A 17,010-nucleotide genomic window follows, 5' to 3' on the forward strand; every position below is an offset into this window, starting at 1 on the left:
GGTCGGGGGCCGACGTATGTCTGGGGTGTTGTGTTGGCGTGAGCATATGCCCGCAAGCAGGCCCAAAATCCAGCTCAGTTGGCCAAAGTCACCCAAGCGAGTGACGCGGAGCCCCGCGGGTCCCGCAGGTTAAAGACGGGAGAGGGTTGGGTTTTTCAGACGGTCTCAAGAAAAAGACTTAAAAGATTTTGCGTCGTGGCGGCGTGCGACCCGGTACGCCACGACGCGGCCCACCGGGTCATGGTCCGCCGGGTCGCGGCTGTCACGATCCGGTGGGCCGCCCGCCGCAGCGGAATCCGGTGATCACGGTGAGGACAACCCGCGGTCGGGCCGGGGGTTTTCCCCATGGCTGCCCGCACGTCCCCGCGGATAGCGTCGTGGACCGTCGGGTTCGAAGAACTGGGGGATATGTGATGCGTCAGGGACTCCGCGGCCTCGGGGTATTAACGCTGGCCACGCTCGCGGTCGGCGGGCTCGCCGGGTGCGGTCTGGTCCTCGGCGAGACCACCGAGGACACCAGCACCCTGTCCGGGAAGATCACCTCCGTACGGATCGAGAACAAGTCGGGCGGCATCACCGTCAACGGCACGGAGGGCGGCGGGAAGTTGTCCCTGAAGCGGAAGGTCACCTACCGGGACGAGCGGCCCACGGGCGCCACCCACCGGATCGAGAACGGTGTGCTGATCCTCGGCGGCTGCGGCAGCGGCTGCTCCGTCAACTACACCGTCGACGTACCCGCGGGCATTCCGGTGAGCGGGCAGGTGACCAACGGCAGCATCCACCTGTCCAAGGTGGGCGCGGTGAAGGTGACCACCGGCTCCGGGCGCATCGAGATGGACGGCGTCACGGGGACGGTGGAGGCCGAGAACACCAACGGAAGGATCACCGGCAAGAACATCGACGGCCCGAGCATCCGGGCCCGGTCCACCAACGGAAAGATCACCCTGACCTCGGCGAAGGCGGCGGACGTACAGGCCTCGACGACCAACGGGGACATCACCCTGACCGTGCCGAAGGGCGACTACGACGTGACGGCGAGCACGGTGAACGGCGACCGGACCATCGATGTCTCCAACTCTCCTTCGGGCACGCACCGGATCGGGATGCGCAGCACCAACGGAGATGTCACCGTCAGGAACCCCTGACGGCGTCTCGGGGGCTCACGAGCAGGTGCCCGGGGTCCGGGGCGCCCTGGACCCCGGCGCAGGTGGTGCAGGTGGGCGCCGACTCGAAGAACGCCTCGTACGCGTCGTACGCGTCGTGCACCGAGCTGCCGGTCCGCATGACCCTGCGATCCTTCGCCTGCGCCGAGCCGCAGTCGTAACCGCCCTTGACCAGGGGGAAATTGGAGAGGAACGGCTCAGGAGGCGGGCGGTTCGATCTCCCCCGCGAAGACGATGACCTGGTCGATGAGGCTCCGCCGCAGGTGGACGACGTCCGTTCCCGCCAGGCGGGGGCCTCCGTCCGGCGTCGTGAAGACCCACTGGTACCGCGCCCACTCGTCCGGCATGTCGACCGCCGAACAGCGCACCATCGTGCCGGTCCCCGCGGGGTGGCGCCGGATGTCCAGTACGAACCGCTCGACCGCCTCGATCCCCTCGCTGCGGCCCAACGGTCCCCAGAAGACCACGTCCGAGGTGAGGGCCTGGGAGAGCAGCGCAGTCACATAGCTGTCGTCCGAGGCGTTGAACGCGGAGATGAACGTGTCGATCGCGGACTGCGCGGTCTCTTCCTGCATACACCAGTCATACCACTCGCCTCGCGGACCGCGCTCGTCCCGTGAGCCGTCTCGCGACCACGGCGAATCCCGGTCACAGCACCAGTAGGGCTTGGTCATGTTGGTGCGGGGGCCGGCATGTCGTGGTGACAGGCGGGGCAGACGCCGCACCACACCGGTCACCACCACCGACCCGGTCGACGGCGACATCCACCAACCCTCCCTGCTTCTCCAGCTCCTGGTCCGCCACGGCATCGGCATCGGGCCACCGGGCACGCTCCTTCCGGCTGCGGCGCATCATGACGCCGCCTGCTGCCGCAGGCGCAACCGCCGCTGCCGCAACCGCCTCTGCTGCTCGGCCTGATCCAGACGCGCCCGGCGCTCGAACGCCTCCCGCACCAGATCCGTCAGCTCGGCCGGCACCGGGGGATGTTCCAGAGAAAGCCCCCCCCTTCCCTGCTGCCTGCCTCGCCAGGTATCTTGCATCGCATGGAACCAGGTAATTCAGCTAAGCAGGCTCGGGCAACCGCCCAGCTGCGCAAGGGCGTCCTGGAGTACTGCGTCCTCGCTCTCATGCGGGACCGCCCTCGCTACGGCGTGGAACTCCTGGCCGCCCTGGAGGACTCCGGTGCCCTGGCCACCAGCCAGGGCACCGTCTATCCGCTGCTCTCCCGGCTCCGCCGCGAGGACCTGGTCACCACCACCTGGCAGGAGTCCGCCGCCGGGCCGCCGCGCCGCTACTACGCGCTCACCGACAGTGGCCGGGCCGCGCTCGAGGAGTTCACTCTTCTGTGGCCCGACTTCCGCAACGCCGTCGACGCTTTCTTGAACGTCCCCCGCCCCTCCCCTGGAGACCCCGCATGAAGACCGCCGACCTTGTCCAGGACTACCTCCGCGCCGTCGAGCGCGAGGCATCCGCACTGCCCGCGGAGCGCCGCCAGGAACTCCTCGCCGACCTCGCCGAACACATCGAGGTCGCCCGTGCCGAACGCCCCGGCACCGCAGTCGTCGTGGTCCTGGCCGAACTGGGCGACCCCCGCACGATCGCGGCGACGGCACTGGCCGAGGCCGCTCACGGGAACGACGGGGTCCCGGCACACAGCCATGGCGACGACGCCCCGTCCGCCCGGCCCGGCAAGGTCCACCCCTTGGTCCCGCTCCTGATGCTCACCCTCGTCGTCCCTTTCGGGATGGTCTTCCCCGACCAGCCGGGGCCTGTGTTCAGCCTCCTGTTCCGCGTCATCGGCGCCGTTCTGCTGTGCACCTCGGTGCACTGGCGGGCCGTCCAGAAAACCACCGGCGTCCTGCTGACCGCCGTCGTGCCCACGGTCCTCATCGCCACCTGGAACCTCTCCTCCGGCGTCCTGCAGGAGGACAGTGCTCCCGCTCTCCTGCCCAACCTGGTGATCACCGCCCTGATCGCCGCCGTGTGCGCCTGGCTCTGGCGGATCCGCCGCGCCTGAGAAGCAGACGCGGCGCCCACCGCTACGAGCTGGTAGAGCTGGGCCGTGTCGGTGGACACACCACCACAGACCGCACGTGGCCAAGCACTACTAGCTTTCCCAGCTGATCGTGCCGGGCGTCCGGGAGCTGTCGAACCTCAGGCACAGGACTTCGTCCGAGTATTCGGGTGCGAGCGCGAAGTCGATCCAGAATTCGAGATCCCCCTCGGAGCCCTTGTGGAAAACCAGGCCGTCAATCAGGAACGACTCCGCGACAGGGCCCGGGAGCCCGTCGCCGGACAGGAACGTGTCGAGTGTTTCCCGGAGACGTTCGTCCAGGTCGTCGATCTCCTCGAGATGGAAGCGGACGAATTCCAGGACGCTCTCGTCCTGTGCGGCGAGGAGCTTCCCCAGGGCTGACCGAGCCCGGTCGGAGACGGTGTGGAAATCGTCGACGACCGGTGCGACGCCGGCGAGGAGCCCCGGGTCGGAGGTCACGTCCTCGAAGATGTTCAGCTGGAAGGACTGCCGACTGGAGTCATCGGTCGTGACCCGGCCGGAGAATCCCTTGTCGGTGTCGAGTTCGAGCGTGCCGACGAGCAGGGGGGTGATGGCGGTCTTCATGCGGGCAGTGTGGCACGGCCGAAATCGCCGCTTTCCGAACCCTTCGGTGGAGGAGGGCGGCTGAACTCCTCGCCGGTGGCGGAGGACGTGGCCATGCCGTGGCCCATGCCGTGGCGGGCGGACCCGGGCGCTGTCAGTGGCCGGTGGGAGGATCACCGGCATGGTCCTCGTACGCACTACTCCGCCGCGGCCTGTGGACGTGACCGCGGTCTTTCCCGAGCTGGCTCCGTTGGCACGTCCCGTGATCCGGCTGCATCCCCGCGCCGGATCGCCCTCGGTGGAGGACAGCTCGGTCGGCGGGCCGTTGCTGTGGCCGGCGGCGGAGCCGTGGCCGCACTGCGAGGGCTCGCACCAGGACGGCGGGTTCCGCCGGCCGCTGGCGGAAGTGCGGCTCGACCGGCGCGTACGGGCCCGGCTGCACCGTGATCCCCACGGCCCCGGGCTCACGCCCGAGGAAGAGGCGGTCAGGGCGCGCAACGCCGCGGTGGCCGGGGAGCGGCACGACGCCGGTTCTCCCCGGCCCGCGGAGTGCCCGGTCCCCCTGCTGCCCGTGGCCCAGCTGTACGTGCGTGACATACCCCTGCTGCGGCCGCCCGGCGGCGCCGACCTGCTCCAGGTCCTCTGGTGCCCCTACGACCACGACCCGGACCACAAGCCGTCGACCGCCCTGTTCTGGCGCTCCGCCGCCGAGGTCGGCGACGTCCTCGGCACGCCGCCGGAGCCGTACGAGGCGGAGTACCCGGGCTATGTGCCGGAGCCGTGCCTGCTGGCGCCGGAAGCGATCAGCGAGTACCCCAACAGCCTGGATCTGAGCCCGGAGTCGCAGCAGGCGCTGGAGGACTGGGGCAGATGGCAGGCCGCCGACGCCGGCGTGGACGACTCGTACGCGGAATATCCGCCGGAGTTCTACAACGGTGAGCTGGCCAACGCACCCGGCTGGAAGGTCGGCGGCTGGCCCCCGTGGGGCCGCACCGACCCGAATCCCCGGTTCTGCGCCGTCTGCGACGTCCGGATGGTCCCCCTGCTGACCGTCGCCTCCTTCGAATGGGACGGTGGTACGCACGGCTGGGTGCCGTACGAGGACCGGGCCGCCGCGTCCGCCGCCGGCCATGTCGTGGGCCTGGACCCCGCGCAGCCGACCGGGGTCGAAGTCGGCAGTACCGACAACCTCCAGCTCTACGTATGCCCGGCGGATCCGGAGCATCCGCACACCGATCTGGTCCAGTGAGCCACCGGGGCCTCCTGCTGCGTGGGTCCGGTCCCGGTCCCGGTCCTGGTCCCCGTTCCGGCCCTGGTCCCAGTTCCGGTTCCGGGGGTGATCCGTAGAATCCCCGGCATGGGCAACTTCTCCTGAGCGGACGAGCGCGGTCCGGCCTCCGCCCGGCAGGTGCCGGGCGTCGTCAGCGTGCTCGCACGCCACCATCAGGAGACACGTTCCCATGCATCATCAGATCCCCGCCTCCGCCTGCCCCGAGCTGGACGAACGCATCGCCCGGCTGCGGCGGCTCGCCCGGTCCGAACCCCGCCTCGAAGGCGTCCTCCTCTACGGGTCCTGGACCCTGGGCGAGGCCGACGCGCACTCCGACATCGAGGCCTACCTCTACGTCCGGGACCAGTACGCCGACGACTTCGACGGCCCCGCCTTTCTGGCGCGCCTCGCGCCCCTCGAACTCGCCTACACCAACATGTACGGCGTCCTCGCCGTCGTCTTCGACGACCTCATGCGCGGCGAGTTCCACATCGTCGCCGCCGGCCCCGGCATCGGCGAAGTCCCCTCCTGGGAGGGGATGGTGCACCTGCCCCGGCCCGACGACGCCGTCCTGCTGGACCGCACCGGACGGCTGACCCGGGCCGCCCGGCAACTGGCGGACTTCCGGCCGCCCGAACCCGTCACCACGGCCCGGCAGATCACCGACGAACTGGCCAACTGGACCCTGATGCTCGCGCACGTCCTGGCCCGCGGCGAGACCGCTCGCGCCCACGCCCTGCTGCACACCGTCGTCGCCCCCCAGCAGCTCCGGCTCTGCCGGCTCCTGCGTGACAGCACCGCCCACTGGCTCACCCCCAGCCGGGCGCTGGAACAGGACCTGCCCGCCGCCGACCGCGACCGCTACCGCTCCACCACCGCCGCAGCGCACGAGGCGGAGGTGCGCACCGCGGCCCGCGACAGCTGGCGCTGGAGCCGGGAGCTGGCCGCCGAAGCGGCCGACCGCTGGGCCGTCCGGCTGCCGTACGAACTGCACGAGCGGATCGCCGTCCTCCTGGACGGCCCCCGCTGACCCCGTACGGTCCCGGGGCCCCCGACCCTCCGGCCGCTCGAACCGTGGGCGGGTGAAACCGCGTCCCTCCGGGAGTCCCGTGGAACCGACCCGACCTCCCGGAGGGAACCGCCATGACCGGCACGGCAGCCCGACACCTCTATCTGACCCGGCACGGTGAGGCGTCGCCGGACGAGAGCGAGCTGACCGACGCGGGGCGGCGGCAGGCCCGGCTCCTGGGGGAGCGGCTCGGCGGGATTCCGCTGACGGCGATCCATCACGGGCCGCTCGCCCGTGCCGGGCAGACGGCGCGGCTGATCGGTGAGCGGTTCGACGGCGTGCCGCTGCGGTGCTCCGAGGAGGCCGGGGACTATGTGCCGTACGTGCCGCCGCGCGAGGAGCTGCCGTCCGAGGCGGCCGACGACTGGACGGCGTTCCTGGACCGGTTCACGGCCGAGGAACGCGCGGCGGGGCCCCGGCTCGCGGCGGCGGCGCTCGCGCGCTTCACCGGTCCCGTCGCCGGGGACGAGCCCCGGCACGAACTGCTCGTCACCCACAATTTCCTCACCGGCTGGCTCGTGCGGGCCGCGCTCGGTGCGCCGGCGTGGCGGTGGCTGGGCATCAACCACGCCAACGCGGGCCTGACCGTCATCCGTTACGCGCCCGACCGCCCGCCGGCCGTCCTCCTCTTCAACGACACCGGTCACCTGCCTGCCGAGATCCGCTGGACCGGCTGTCCGCCGGAGCTCCGCATCTGAGACGGAGGGCCGCCTCCAGGCGGGCGATGTCCTCGGCGTCCTTGGGCCGCCGGGGCCGGGAAGGGTCCCAGACGGGCGTCATGCGCTTGATCTCGATCTGGGCCCGCGGGCTGACGACCGCGCACCGCAGGTCCCCGATGCGGCCCGGCCCGGCATCGAGCATCCCCTCGGGCCACGGCGCACCGGCCCAGGGCCCTCCGGCGACGACCACGGCCCCGGTCGCGTCCCGGTCCACGAGCGTGAAGCTGCTCTCCAGCCCGTCCTTGACGAAGTCGAGCTGGAGGTCGGGCGGCGACCCCGGAACCGGCCGATGGCCGCGCCGGAGCAGCTCGTCCGCCAGGGCACGGGCATCGCCCGCCCGGGCGAACCAGTCGATGTCCCCGTGGTCCCGCGTGATCTCACCGAGGAAGAAGTCCATGGCCCATCCGCCGCGGAGCCACAGCGGGACCCCGACGGCCTCGGAGACCTCCACGGCCTCGGCGATCAGGCGGAGCTGCCGATCGGCGCGTCCCGCGTCCATGTTCCTAGCGCTTCGCCGAGCCCGCCCGCACCGAGCGGATCACGCCCGCCGCGGCGATCAGGAAGCCGACGCCCATCAGCATGCACAGCGACCAGGCGATGGACGGCAACGGGTGGGTGCCGAGGAAGAGGGGGGCCATGGTGGCGAGGGTGGACAGCGCGCCGACGAAGAAGACGATCGCGCCGATCCGGACCAGCCGGTCGCCCGCGCCAGGAGGTGTAGTACTCACCACGCCAGGGTAAGTCCCGGCGGCGGCGAACCGTTGTTCGGTCACCGGCGTACGGAGTAGGCGCCGTTTCCGGACAGAGTCCGGATGACCAGGCTTGACGAGGGGTACCCCCCCTGTGGAGGCTGCTGCCAGCAGGGGACAGCACCACCACTGGATAGCCTGACCTGCTGAGGCTTTGTTCCGGCATACGGGTTGAGATGGGGTGCGTGCTTTGCCGACTGGCAAGGTCAAATGGTTCAACGGCGAGAAGGGCTTCGGTTTCCTCTCCCGCGACGACGGCGGAGATGTCTTCGTGCACTCCTCCGTGCTGCCCGACGGCGTGGACGTCCTCAAGCCGGGCCAGCGCGTCGAGTTCGGCGTTGTCGCAGGTCAGCGTGGAGACCAGGCGCTCTCGGTGACGGTTTTGGACCCGACCCCCTCCGTCGCGGCCGCACAGCGCCGCAAGCCGGACGAGCTCGCGTCCATCGTCCAGGACCTGACCACCCTGCTGGAGAACATCACGCCGATGCTGGAGCGTGGCCGGTACCCCGACAAGGCGGCCGGCAAGAAGATCGGCGGGCTGCTGCGCGCGGTGGCCGACCAGCTCGACGTCTGACCGGCCACGCGCGGGCCGCCGGACCCGGCCCCGGCGCGGTGGCCGGGATCAGACGAACGTCAGTGCGTCCGGGCCGAGGGGCGGTACGAGTCCCTCGGCCGCGGCGCGGGTCAGCAGGCCGCGGATCGCCGCGTAGCCGTCCTCGCCGAGGTCCGCGGTGAATTCGTTGACGTACAGGCCGATGTGCTGGTCCGCCACGGCCGGATCCATCTCCTGGGCGTGCTCCAGCACGTAGGGGCGGGACGCCTCCGGGTCGTCCCAGGCCGCCCGGACCGAGGCGCGTACCGACTCGGCGAGCAGCTTCAGGGTCTCCGGGCCCAGGGAGCGCTTGGCGATGATCGCGCCCAGCGGGATCGGCAGCCCGGTCGTGTCCTCCCAGTGGCGGCCCATGTCGGCGAGGTTGTGCAGCCCGTAGTTCTGGTACGTGAACCGGGCCTCGTGGATGACGAGACCGGCGTCCACCTTCCCGTCCCGCACCGCGGGCATGATCTCGTCGAACGGCATGACGACGATCTCGCCGACCCCGCCCGGCACCACCTCGGCCGCCCAGAGGCGGAACAGCAGGTAGGCGGTGGAGCGCTCGCTCGGTACGGCGATGGTGCGGCCCGTCAGGTCCGTGCCCGGCTCCCTCGTGAGGACGAGCGGGCCGCAGCCCCGGCCCAGCGCCCCGCCGCACGGCAGCAGCGCGTACTCGTCGAGGACGTACGGCAGCACCGCGTACGACACCTTGAGGACGTCCAGCTCGCCGCGCTCGGCCATGCCGTTGGTGAGGTCGATGTCCGCGAAGGTGACATCGAGGGCGGGCGCGTCGGGGATCCGGCCGTGTGCCCAGGCGTCGAAGACGAACGTGTCGTTCGGGCACGGGGAGTAGGCGATCCGCAGCGGCTCGGCCGGGGCGGACGCAGGGTCAGGCGTCGTGGTGGTCATGGCTGGTCCAACCTTCCAGTACGGGGGCGAGCTTCCCGAACGCGGTGGCGAGCGCGGCCAGGGCGTCGCCGATGCGCCAGGCGTCCCGGTCGCGCGGGCCGACGGCGTTCGACACGGCCCTGATCTCCAGGACGGGCACGCCGACGGCCCCGGCGGCCTCCGCGACCCCGAAGCCCTCCATGGCCTCGGCGGCTGCCGCCGGGTGCGCGGTGAGCAGGGCGGCGGTGCGTCCGGCGCTGCCGGTCACGGTGGAGACGGTGAGCACGTCGCCGATGACCGCGCCGGTGGCGTCGGCCGCGGCCCGTACCAGCGACCGGGGCGGGATGTGCCGGTCGCGCCCGAAGCCCAGGCCGGTGACGGGCACGAAGCCCTCGGGCGTCTCGGCGCCCAGGTCGGCGGCGACGACACGGCGGGCCACCACGAGGGAGCCGACCGGCGCGGCCCCGGCGAACCCGCCGCCGATGCCGGCCGAGACCACCAGGCCGTACGGGTCCGATCCGTCGTGGGACACCAGCGCGAAGGCCGTCGCGGCCGCCGCGGCAGCCGGGCCCACACCGCCCGCCACGACGTCGAAGGGCCCCGCGCGGTGGATCTCCGCACCGGGCACCCGGCGGACCGGGACCGGCGCTCCGGAGGGGTCTTCGAACGTGCGCGTGACCGCGTCCCGTTCCGCGGGGACGGCGGTCACGACAAGCACACGCACGGGTGGACCCTCCTAGGGCCGCGAGGAGGTCGGGCGGTCAGCAAACGGTCAGGAGGACTTCTTCAGTTCGAAGTGCCAGACGCCGACCAGCTGCTTGTCCTTGGTCTCCACGATGGAGATCTGGGTCTTGTCCGAGGTCTCGCCGGTCTGGCTGGAGAAGAACGCGCTGCCCGGGATGGACCGGTAGGTCTTCGTGTACGGCTCCTGCTCGGCCTGCTGGCCGTTGATGAACAGGGTCCAGCCGTTGTCCGCGATCTCGGGGTCGACGCCGAAGCGGACCTTGTCGTCCATCGCGACCTCGACGGACTTCTCCGCCTTCTCGTTGAGGCAGCGCTGGTAGTCGGACTTCTTGAGGGCCTTGCCGTCGTTGTAGCAGGCCGCCTCGGAGCTCACCGAGTTGCCGCCGACCGTTACGGTCGCGAGCGGCGTCGGCTTGTCGCAGGCGGAGAGGACGAGGAGTCCCGCGGACACGGCACCAAGAGCGACGCCGATTCGACGGCCCTTACCGGAGAAGAACGCAACGGTCATGGGCCGAAGGCTATCGGTCGCTCCGACTTACGCCACGCGGGGGTGCGGCGATCCGCGTCGTGCGGCGCCCGCCAGACCCCGTACGGACGCTGCGGCGCCGAGGGCGAGGAGGCCCGCGGCGACCGACATGCCCAGTACGCCGTTGAGGGGCAGGGCGATGCCGATTCCGCCGCCGACCACCCAGGCCATCTGGAGCGCCGTCTCGGAGCGGGCGAACGCGGAGGCCCGCACCTCCTCCGGTACGTCGCGCTGGATCATCGCGTCCAGCGAGAGCTTCGACAGCGCCAGGGTGAAGCCCGCGACGGCGCTGAGCAGGGCGACCGTCACCGTGCCGAAGAGGAGCGCGGCGAGCACCGCGGCCCCCAGCGCCAGGGCCAGCACCGCCACGACGATCGCCTCGGGGGCGCGGGCCCGGAGCCAGGAGCCGACCGCCGTACCGATCGCGTTCCCGGCCCCGGCGGCGACGCCGACGATGCCGAGCGAGACGACGGCGCTCTGCCCGGGGAACGGCTGCTCGCGCAGCAGAAAGGCCAGGAAGAAGATCAGGAAGCCGGAGAGCGCGCGGTGCGCGGCGTTGGCCTGGAGGCCGTTGAGCACGGACGGGCCCACGGAGCGCAGCCCGGGACGCTTCTCGCCGTTGCGCCCGCCCCGCCGGGTGCCCGGCCGCCCGGAGACCGCCGCCCCGTGCGCCGGGACCAGCCGGGCCCGCCGCTCGCCCTTCGCGGAGTCGACCTTGCCCGGCAGCGTGAAGGCGAGCACCGTCCCGCAGAGGAAGATCGCGCACGCCCCGTACAGCGGCCAGGCGGACCCGACGGTCTGGAGCCCGGCCCCGATCGGCGCGGCGATCCCGGTCGCCAGGAGCCCGGCCAGGGTCACCCGGGAGTTCGCCTTCACCAGCGAGAAGCGCGGCGGCAGCAGGCGCGGCACGACGGCACTGCGCACCACCCCGTACGCCTTCGAGCAGACCAGGACGCCCAGCGCGGCCGGGTACAGCTCCAGGCCGCCGGTGGCCACCGCGGCCGAGAGGGCGACCGCGAGCACCGCACGGGCCAGCATCGACGCGGCCATCGCGGCGCGGCGGCCGTGCGGCAGCCGGTCCAGGAGCGGGCCGATCACCGGGGCGAGAAGGGTGAACGGCGCCATCGTCACGGCGAGATAGAGGGCGACCCGGCCGCGCGCCTCGTCGGTCGGTACGGAGAAGAAGACCGTCGAGGCGAGCGCGACCGTGATCATCACGTCGCCCGCGCCGTTCACGGCGTGCAGCTCGATCAGCTTGCCGAGGCCGGACTCCCCGGCGCCGTGGGCGTGCGTCGCCCTGCGGATGCTCCGGGCGGTGCCGGTGAACGGGGCACGCAGGGCACGTCCGACCGCCCGGCCCGTCCTGCGGAGCGGTCCGGGGTCCTGGTGCGACCTGGCGGCAGCCACTTCGCCATAGTGCCCCAGGGGCGGAGGCGGCGTCCGGGCTTCGGTACGGGCGCGCGGCGCACTCCGCCCTGTCGGGCCAGTACCGGGAGGGACGGGGCCGGCAGGGCCGGGCCGGGCAGGGTCGGTGACCGGGGCGGCACGGTGCCGGTGAGGCGTTCCCGTACGGCCGGTCTTGTACGGCACGTCCGGGATGCGACACCGGATACGGCCTTGTTTGGGACGGGCAGGTGGGCGGGGCGCGGCGGAGAGGGTAGCGTGCGTAGCGCGCCACCGGCGATTGTTCTCGGCCGCGCGCCTCTCGGCGATCCCGCAGAATGGGTTGCGAAAGGTGTGCCCGAGGCAGGCAGCAACGGGTGTGGACGTCGACGCGGCCCCCAGGTCCGCTCCGCCCGCGTCCGTCACGGCCGAAACCGATGGATGTGCTGGCGGCGCTCGTGAGACTGGCGTAGGAGAGAAGCGAGACCTGTGAGTGCTGCGACGACGCGAAGCCGTACGGCCCGTACCCCCGTTCCCGACCGTCTGTGCGCCGAGGCGGTAGACCTGGCCCGGGCTGCCGCCGAGGAGGCCGCCGCCCCCGGGATCGTGGGTGAGCATGTCGCCGCGGTCTCCGAGGGGGACCGGGTCGTCACGCACTTCTTCGAGTGCCAGGAGCCCGGCTACCGGGGCTGGCGCTGGGCGGTGACCGTGGCCCGGGCCTCCCGTGCCAAGTACGTGACCATCGACGAAACGGTGCTGCTCCCCGGCAGCGACGCCCTGCTCGCCCCCGAGTGGGTGCCGTGGAGCGAGCGGCTGCGCCCCGGCGACATGGGCCCCGGCGACCTGCTGCCCACCGAGGCGGACGACATCCGCCTGGAGCCCGGCTACACCGGCGAGGACGAGCCGCCGCCGAACTCCGTGGTCCCCGAGGTCTCCCACGAGCTGGCCGAGCGGGTCGACGCGGAGGACGCGGAGCTGACCACGCGACCCGCCACGGCCGGCCGTGGCTCGATCGCGGCGGTCGCGGACGAGCTCGGCATGCGGCGGGCCCGGGTGCTGTCCCGGTACGGGCTGCACACGGCGGCCGACCGGTGGGACGAGGAGTTCGGCGCCAGGACACCGATGGCCCAGGCGGCCCCGGCCTCCTGCGTCTCCTGCGCCTTCCTGGTGCCGCTGGCCGGTTCGCTCCGGCAGGCGTTCGGGGTCTGCGCCAACGAGTTCGGTCCGGCCGACGGGCGGGTCGTCTCGCTCTCGTACGGGTGCGGCGGGCACTCGGAGGCGGCGGTGATGCCGAAGCCGCCGAAGCCGGTGCCGCACGCGCTGGACACCATGCAGGTGGACGAGTACCCGCTGCGTCCGGCCCGCGACTCCGGCTCGGTCCCGGCGGAGGCCGACGCGCCCACCGAGGACCTCGGGCACTCGTAGGGACTTCGCAGGGCACTCGTAACGGCTCCGCGTGCGCTCCTCGGGGCGCCGCGGGGAGCCGTTCGGGGCGGTTCCCGGGTGGTTTCGCGCGGCGCCGCGTGGTTCCCTCCCGGGCGTCACGCGAGCGGCGCCGCAGAGTTTCTTCCCGGCCGGTTTCGAGCCGGGTGCCGCGGGGCGTCCTCCCGGCCGGTTCCGCGCGGGGCCGCAGGGTTTGTCCCTGGCCGGCTTCGCGTCGGCCCCGGGGGTCTTCCCGGCCTGATCCCGTGCGCCGGACCGTGCCGCGCACTTTGGGGTGCTGCGTTCTCCCTGGTGCTTCCGGGCGCGGCGGGCCCGGCCGCGTCCTCCCGGACGGTCCCGTGCACGGCGCTGCCCGGCGCTCTTCCGGCCGGTTTCGGGTACGGCGCCTCGGCCGCGTTCTTCCGGCCGGTCCCGCGCGCGGCGCCGGGTGACCGCCCGAACCGGTCGATGCGCTGTCCTGTGGCCACGCCCCGCGCGAGGACCCGGTACCTTCGGGCGCACACTGGGCCGCGTGGGCGGCACGTGAGCCGGAGACCGGAAAGAGCGGAGCGGAGCGTGGGCATGATTGCGACCGAGGGGGCCGACCCGTTCGGGACCGCGCGACTGCGGCGCGGGGTGCTCGACGCCTGGGGCGCCGGTCCCGCCCGGTTCCGCGAGGACGCCAACGCCGAGGAGGATCTGGCGCTCGGCGGCTACCGCGACCGCCTGGTCGTCGAGCTGGCCCAGAACGCCGCCGACGCCGCCGCCCGCGCCGGTGTCCCCGGCCGCCTCCGCCTCACCCTGCACCCGGCCGGCCCCGACACCCCCGCGCTCCTCGCCGCCGCCAACACCGGGGCACCGCTGGACGCCACCGGCGTCGAGTCGCTCTCCACGCTCCGCGCCTCCGCCAAGCGGGAGGGGCACGAGGGCGCGGTCGGCCGGTTCGGCGTCGGCTTCGCCGCGGTCCTCGCGGTGAGCGACGAGCCCGCCGTGATCGGACGGCACGGCGGCGTCCGCTGGTCCCTCGCCGAGGCCCGCGACCTCGCCGCCCGGACCGCCGTCGCCAGCCCCGGGCTCGGCGACGAGCTGCGCCGCCGCGACGGCCACGTACCGCTGCTCCGGCTCCCGCTGCCCGCCGAGGGCACCGCGCCGGACGGCTACGACACCGTCGTCGTCCTCCCGCTGCGCGACGGCGGCGCCGAGGACCTGGTGGACCGGCTGCTCGCCGCGGTCGACGACGCCCTGCTGCTCACCCTGCGCGGCCTCGACGAGATCGTGATCGAGACCCCGGAGACCGTACGCACCCTGCGCCGCACCGAGCACGGCCCGTACACCCACGTCGAGGACTCCGCGCACGGCACGAACCGCTGGCGCACCGTCACCCACCACGGCCCCGTCGAGCCCGCGCTGCTCGCCGACCGCCCCCGCGAGGAGCGGCTGCGCCCGCACTGGTCGGTCACCTGGGCGGTCCCGGTGGACGCGGAGGGCGCCCCGGTCCGCCCCCGCACCCTTCCCGTCGTCCACGCGCCGACCCCCACCGACGAGCCCCTCGGCATCCCCGCGCTGCTCATCGCCTCACTGCCGCTGGACACCGCCCGCCGCCACTTCGCCCCGGGACCGCTCACCGACTTCCTGGTGCAGCGCGCCGCCGACGCGTACGGCGAACTGCTCGCCGCCTGGCGGCCGGTGTCCGTCGCGACCGTCGACCTCGTGCCCGGCCCGCTCGGCACCGGCGAACTGGACGGGCTGCTGCGCGCCGCGATCCTGGAGCGGCTGCCGCGTATCGCGTTCCTGGCCCCCGCCGCCCCGCGCGACACCGCCGCCGGGGAGGCCGGGCCCGGCTACGGCTGGGAGGACGTGCCGGCCGGTGACCTCCTCGCCGAGGAGGACACCGGGGCGCTGCGCCCCGTCGAGGCCGAGCTGCTGGAGGGCGTCGGCGCCGGGACCGTACAGGTGCTCGCCGAGGTGCTGCCGTGCCTGCTGCCCGCCGGTCTGGAGCGCCGCAGCGAACTGCGCACCCTGAGGATCGCCCGGGTGCCGCTGACCGAGGCGATCGACCGGCTCGCCGGACTGGAGCGCGAGCCCGGCTGGTGGCGGCGGCTCTACGACAGCCTGTCCGGCATCGACCCGGACCGCCTCTCCGGACTGCCCGTGCCGCTGGCCGGGACGCCGGGGGCGGAGCCGGAGGGGCCGGGGACCGACGGGCCGGGCGCCCCGGCCCTGCCCCGCACCACCATCGGGCCGCGCCAGGTCCTCCTCCCGCTCCCCGACGCCCTCACCGGACCGGTCCTGGAACGGCTCGCCCGGCTCGGACTCAAGGTCGCCCACCCGGCCGCAGCCCATCCGCTGCTGGAGAAGCTGGGCGCCCTGCCCGCCACCCCGCGCGCCGTGCTGACGACCCCGCAGGTACGGGCCGCCGTCGCCGGATCGCTGGACGCGGGCGAGATCTGGGACGAGGACGCGCTGGACGCCGACGAGCTCGCCGAGACCGTCCTCACCCTGGTGCGGGACGCCGAGCTGGCCCCCGGCGACGAACCCTGGCTGGGCGCGCTCGCCCTCCCCGACGAGGACGGCGAACCGGCCCCCGCCGGTGAACTCGTCCTCCCCGACAGCCCCTTCGCCGCCGTCATGCGCGAGGGCGAACTGGCCCTGGTCGACCAGGAGCTGGCCGACCGCTGGGGCGAGCAGCCCCTCACCGCCTGCGGAGTGCTCGCCACCTTCGCCCTCGTCCGCGCCACCGACGTGGTCCTCGACCCGGACGAACTCGAACCCCGCGACGGCGACTTCGCCGAACCCGACGACGCCGGGCTGCTGGACGCCGTCGACGTGTGGTGCGAGGACGTCCTGGACCGTCTCCCCGACAGCCCCGTACCGCCGGTCGCCACCGAGATCGTCGCCGTCCGCGACCTCGACCTGGTCGCCGACGACGCCTGGCCGCAGGCGCTCGCCCTGCTCGCCCGGCCGCCGCTGCGCGACGCGCTGACCCAGCCGGTGCGGGTACTGCTCCCGGACGGCACCACGCAGTCCGTCCGCCCGTACACCGCCTGGTGGCTGCGCGACCACCCGGTGCTCGACGGCCGCCGCCCCGCCGGGCTGCGCGCCGCGGGCGGCGACCCGCGGCTGTCCGGGCTGTACGACGCGGCCGACGCGACCGGCTTCGACGACGCGCAGGTGCTGCGCGCCCTCGGCGTACGGACGTCGGTCGCCGCGCTGCTCGACGAGCCGGGCGGGGCCGCCGAACTCCTCGGGCGGCTCGCGGAACCGGAGCGGCCGGTCGACCCCGTACAGCTGCACTCGCTGTACACGGCGCTGGCGGATCTGGACCCGGAGCAGGTCACGCTGCCGGACGAGCTGCGGGCCGTGGTCGACGGCGAGGTACGGGTGGTGGACGCGGCGGACGCGGTGATCGCGGACGCCCCCGACCTGCTGCCGCTCACCGCCGGGATGCCGCTGCTGCCGGTCGCCCCGGCCCGCGCGGCGGAGCTGGCCGAGCTGCTCCAGGTGCGGCGGCTCGGCGAGAGCGTCGTGGCGGAGGTGACGACGGAGGGCGAGGAGCACCGCGTACCGGCGTCGGTGCGGGCGCTGCTCGGCGCGGGCACGCCGGAGGTGTACGTGGAGCACGGCGAGCTGCGCGCGGGCGGTGCCGAGCTGGACTGGCGGCGGACGCCCGACGGCACGGTGCACGCCGCGACACTGGAGGGCGTGGCGGCGGGGCTGGCCTGGGCGGCGGGGCAGTGGCCGCGGCGCTTCGAGGTCGCGGCGCTGCTGGAGGACCCCTCCCGTACGGCGGAGCTGGCCCGGGACCGCTGGTTCGACTGAGGCGGGGGCGGGGCCGGAAGAGCGGTCGGGGCCGGGGCGGGCCGCCCGCCGCCCCGGCCCCGCCTGC

19 protein-coding genes are annotated in these 17,010 nt (G+C 73.4%); 9 read left to right on the forward strand and 10 right to left on the reverse strand.

What is annotated here, in order from left to right; translation table 11 throughout:
- The first annotated feature begins 413 nt into the window (after positions 1-413).
- Positions 414-1,145 carry a DUF4097 domain-containing protein gene (locus tag ACFCV8_RS23485; RefSeq protein WP_376687379.1) on the forward strand — a complete coding sequence of 244 codons (732 nt, stop codon included), beginning with the start codon at positions 414-416 and terminating at the stop codon, positions 1,143-1,145.
- Here the strand turns inward: ACFCV8_RS23485 and ACFCV8_RS23490 are convergent.
- From ACFCV8_RS23490 to ACFCV8_RS23500, 3 genes are all read right to left on the reverse strand, one after another.
- Positions 1,132-1,284: a hypothetical protein gene (locus ACFCV8_RS23490; protein WP_376687380.1), complete on the reverse strand. Its 153-nt coding sequence runs from the start codon at positions 1,282-1,284 to the stop codon at positions 1,132-1,134. The genes ACFCV8_RS23485 and ACFCV8_RS23490 overlap by 14 nt on opposite strands.
- Before the next feature lie 76 nt (positions 1,285-1,360).
- Positions 1,361-1,738, reverse strand: a complete 378-nt coding sequence (locus tag ACFCV8_RS23495) for a nuclear transport factor 2 family protein (protein WP_376687381.1) — start codon at positions 1,736-1,738, stop codon at positions 1,361-1,363.
- A 276-nt stretch (positions 1,739-2,014) separates the two neighbouring features.
- Complete coding sequence (locus ACFCV8_RS23500; RefSeq protein ID WP_376687382.1) at positions 2,015-2,140, reverse strand: hypothetical protein; 126 nt, start codon at positions 2,138-2,140, stop codon at positions 2,015-2,017.
- 66 nt (positions 2,141-2,206) lie between these two features.
- On the opposite strand from ACFCV8_RS23500, the gene ACFCV8_RS23505 reads away from it, so the two are divergent.
- Both ACFCV8_RS23505 and ACFCV8_RS23510 read left to right on the forward strand, forming a co-directional pair.
- Positions 2,207-2,581 carry a PadR family transcriptional regulator gene (locus ACFCV8_RS23505; protein ID WP_376687383.1) on the forward strand — a complete coding sequence of 125 codons (375 nt, stop codon included), beginning with the start codon at positions 2,207-2,209 and terminating at the stop codon, positions 2,579-2,581.
- Positions 2,578-3,180: a hypothetical protein gene (locus ACFCV8_RS23510; protein ID WP_376687384.1), complete on the forward strand. Its 603-nt coding sequence runs from the start codon at positions 2,578-2,580 to the stop codon at positions 3,178-3,180. The genes ACFCV8_RS23505 and ACFCV8_RS23510 overlap by 4 nt, the downstream gene beginning before the upstream one ends.
- A gap of 90 nt (positions 3,181-3,270) precedes the next feature.
- Here the strand turns inward: ACFCV8_RS23510 and ACFCV8_RS23515 are convergent, their stop codons facing one another.
- Positions 3,271-3,783: a hypothetical protein gene (locus ACFCV8_RS23515; RefSeq protein WP_376687385.1), complete on the reverse strand. Its 513-nt coding sequence runs from the start codon at positions 3,781-3,783 to the stop codon at positions 3,271-3,273.
- Between the two features lie 160 nt (positions 3,784-3,943).
- Between ACFCV8_RS23515 and ACFCV8_RS23520 the strand changes: the two genes are divergently transcribed.
- From ACFCV8_RS23520 to ACFCV8_RS23530, 3 genes are all read left to right on the forward strand, one after another.
- A complete protein-coding gene (locus ACFCV8_RS23520; RefSeq protein ID WP_376687386.1) occupies positions 3,944-5,011 on the forward strand; it encodes a hypothetical protein in 1,068 nt (355 codons plus the stop codon).
- 211 nt (positions 5,012-5,222) lie between these two features.
- A complete protein-coding gene (locus ACFCV8_RS23525; RefSeq protein ID WP_376687387.1) occupies positions 5,223-6,062 on the forward strand; it encodes a nucleotidyltransferase domain-containing protein in 840 nt (279 codons plus the stop codon).
- A 113-nt stretch (positions 6,063-6,175) separates the two neighbouring features.
- On the forward strand, positions 6,176-6,799 hold the full coding sequence (locus ACFCV8_RS23530; protein WP_376687388.1) for a histidine phosphatase family protein: 624 nt from the start codon (positions 6,176-6,178) through the stop codon (positions 6,797-6,799).
- Here ACFCV8_RS23530 and ACFCV8_RS23535 read toward each other — a convergent pair.
- Positions 6,732-7,319 (reverse strand): nucleotidyltransferase domain-containing protein, encoded by a 588-nt coding sequence (locus tag ACFCV8_RS23535; protein ID WP_376687389.1) that lies wholly within the window; start codon positions 7,317-7,319, stop codon positions 6,732-6,734. The two genes, ACFCV8_RS23530 and ACFCV8_RS23535, sit on opposite strands and share 68 nt — an antisense overlap.
- 4 nt (positions 7,320-7,323) lie before the next feature.
- Positions 7,324-7,548 carry a hypothetical protein gene (locus tag ACFCV8_RS23540; protein WP_376687390.1) on the reverse strand — a complete coding sequence of 75 codons (225 nt, stop codon included), beginning with the start codon at positions 7,546-7,548 and terminating at the stop codon, positions 7,324-7,326.
- 211 nt (positions 7,549-7,759) lie between these two features.
- Between ACFCV8_RS23540 and ACFCV8_RS23545 the strand changes: the two genes are divergently transcribed.
- Positions 7,760-8,143, forward strand: coding sequence for a cold-shock protein (locus ACFCV8_RS23545; RefSeq protein ID WP_376687391.1), 384 nt, complete (start codon positions 7,760-7,762; stop codon positions 8,141-8,143).
- Positions 8,144-8,191: 48 nt separating this feature from the next.
- On the opposite strand, the gene ACFCV8_RS23550 is transcribed toward ACFCV8_RS23545, so the two are convergent.
- From ACFCV8_RS23550 to ACFCV8_RS23565, 4 genes are read right to left on the reverse strand one after another with little or no spacing between them, the layout of a single operon-like run.
- Positions 8,192-9,070, reverse strand: coding sequence for a 1,4-dihydroxy-6-naphthoate synthase (locus tag ACFCV8_RS23550; protein WP_376687392.1), 879 nt, complete (start codon positions 9,068-9,070; stop codon positions 8,192-8,194).
- Positions 9,051-9,773 carry a futalosine hydrolase gene (locus ACFCV8_RS23555; protein ID WP_376687393.1) on the reverse strand — a complete coding sequence of 241 codons (723 nt, stop codon included), beginning with the start codon at positions 9,771-9,773 and terminating at the stop codon, positions 9,051-9,053. Before ACFCV8_RS23555 ends, ACFCV8_RS23550 begins: the two co-directional genes overlap by 20 nt.
- Before the next feature lie 48 nt (positions 9,774-9,821).
- Positions 9,822-10,301, reverse strand: a complete 480-nt coding sequence (locus ACFCV8_RS23560; RefSeq protein ID WP_376687394.1) for a DUF2771 domain-containing protein — start codon at positions 10,299-10,301, stop codon at positions 9,822-9,824.
- Positions 10,302-10,328: 27 nt separating this feature from the next.
- Positions 10,329-11,726 (reverse strand): MFS transporter, encoded by a 1,398-nt coding sequence (locus tag ACFCV8_RS23565; RefSeq protein WP_376687395.1) that lies wholly within the window; start codon positions 11,724-11,726, stop codon positions 10,329-10,331.
- A gap of 465 nt (positions 11,727-12,191) precedes the next feature.
- Here ACFCV8_RS23565 and ACFCV8_RS23570 point away from each other — a divergent pair, with 465 nt between their 5' ends.
- Entirely contained in the window at positions 12,192-13,127 is a 936-nt protein-coding gene (locus tag ACFCV8_RS23570) for a DUF3027 domain-containing protein (RefSeq protein ID WP_376687396.1), read from the forward strand.
- A 579-nt stretch (positions 13,128-13,706) separates the two neighbouring features.
- Complete coding sequence (locus tag ACFCV8_RS23575) at positions 13,707-16,943, forward strand: sacsin N-terminal ATP-binding-like domain-containing protein (protein ID WP_376687397.1); 3,237 nt, start codon at positions 13,707-13,709, stop codon at positions 16,941-16,943.
- Positions 16,944-17,010: the final 67 nt, after the last annotated feature.

It is taken from the genome of Streptomyces sp. NPDC056347, assembly GCF_042262625.1.
GTDB lineage: Bacteria > Actinomycetota > Actinomycetes > Streptomycetales > Streptomycetaceae > Streptomyces.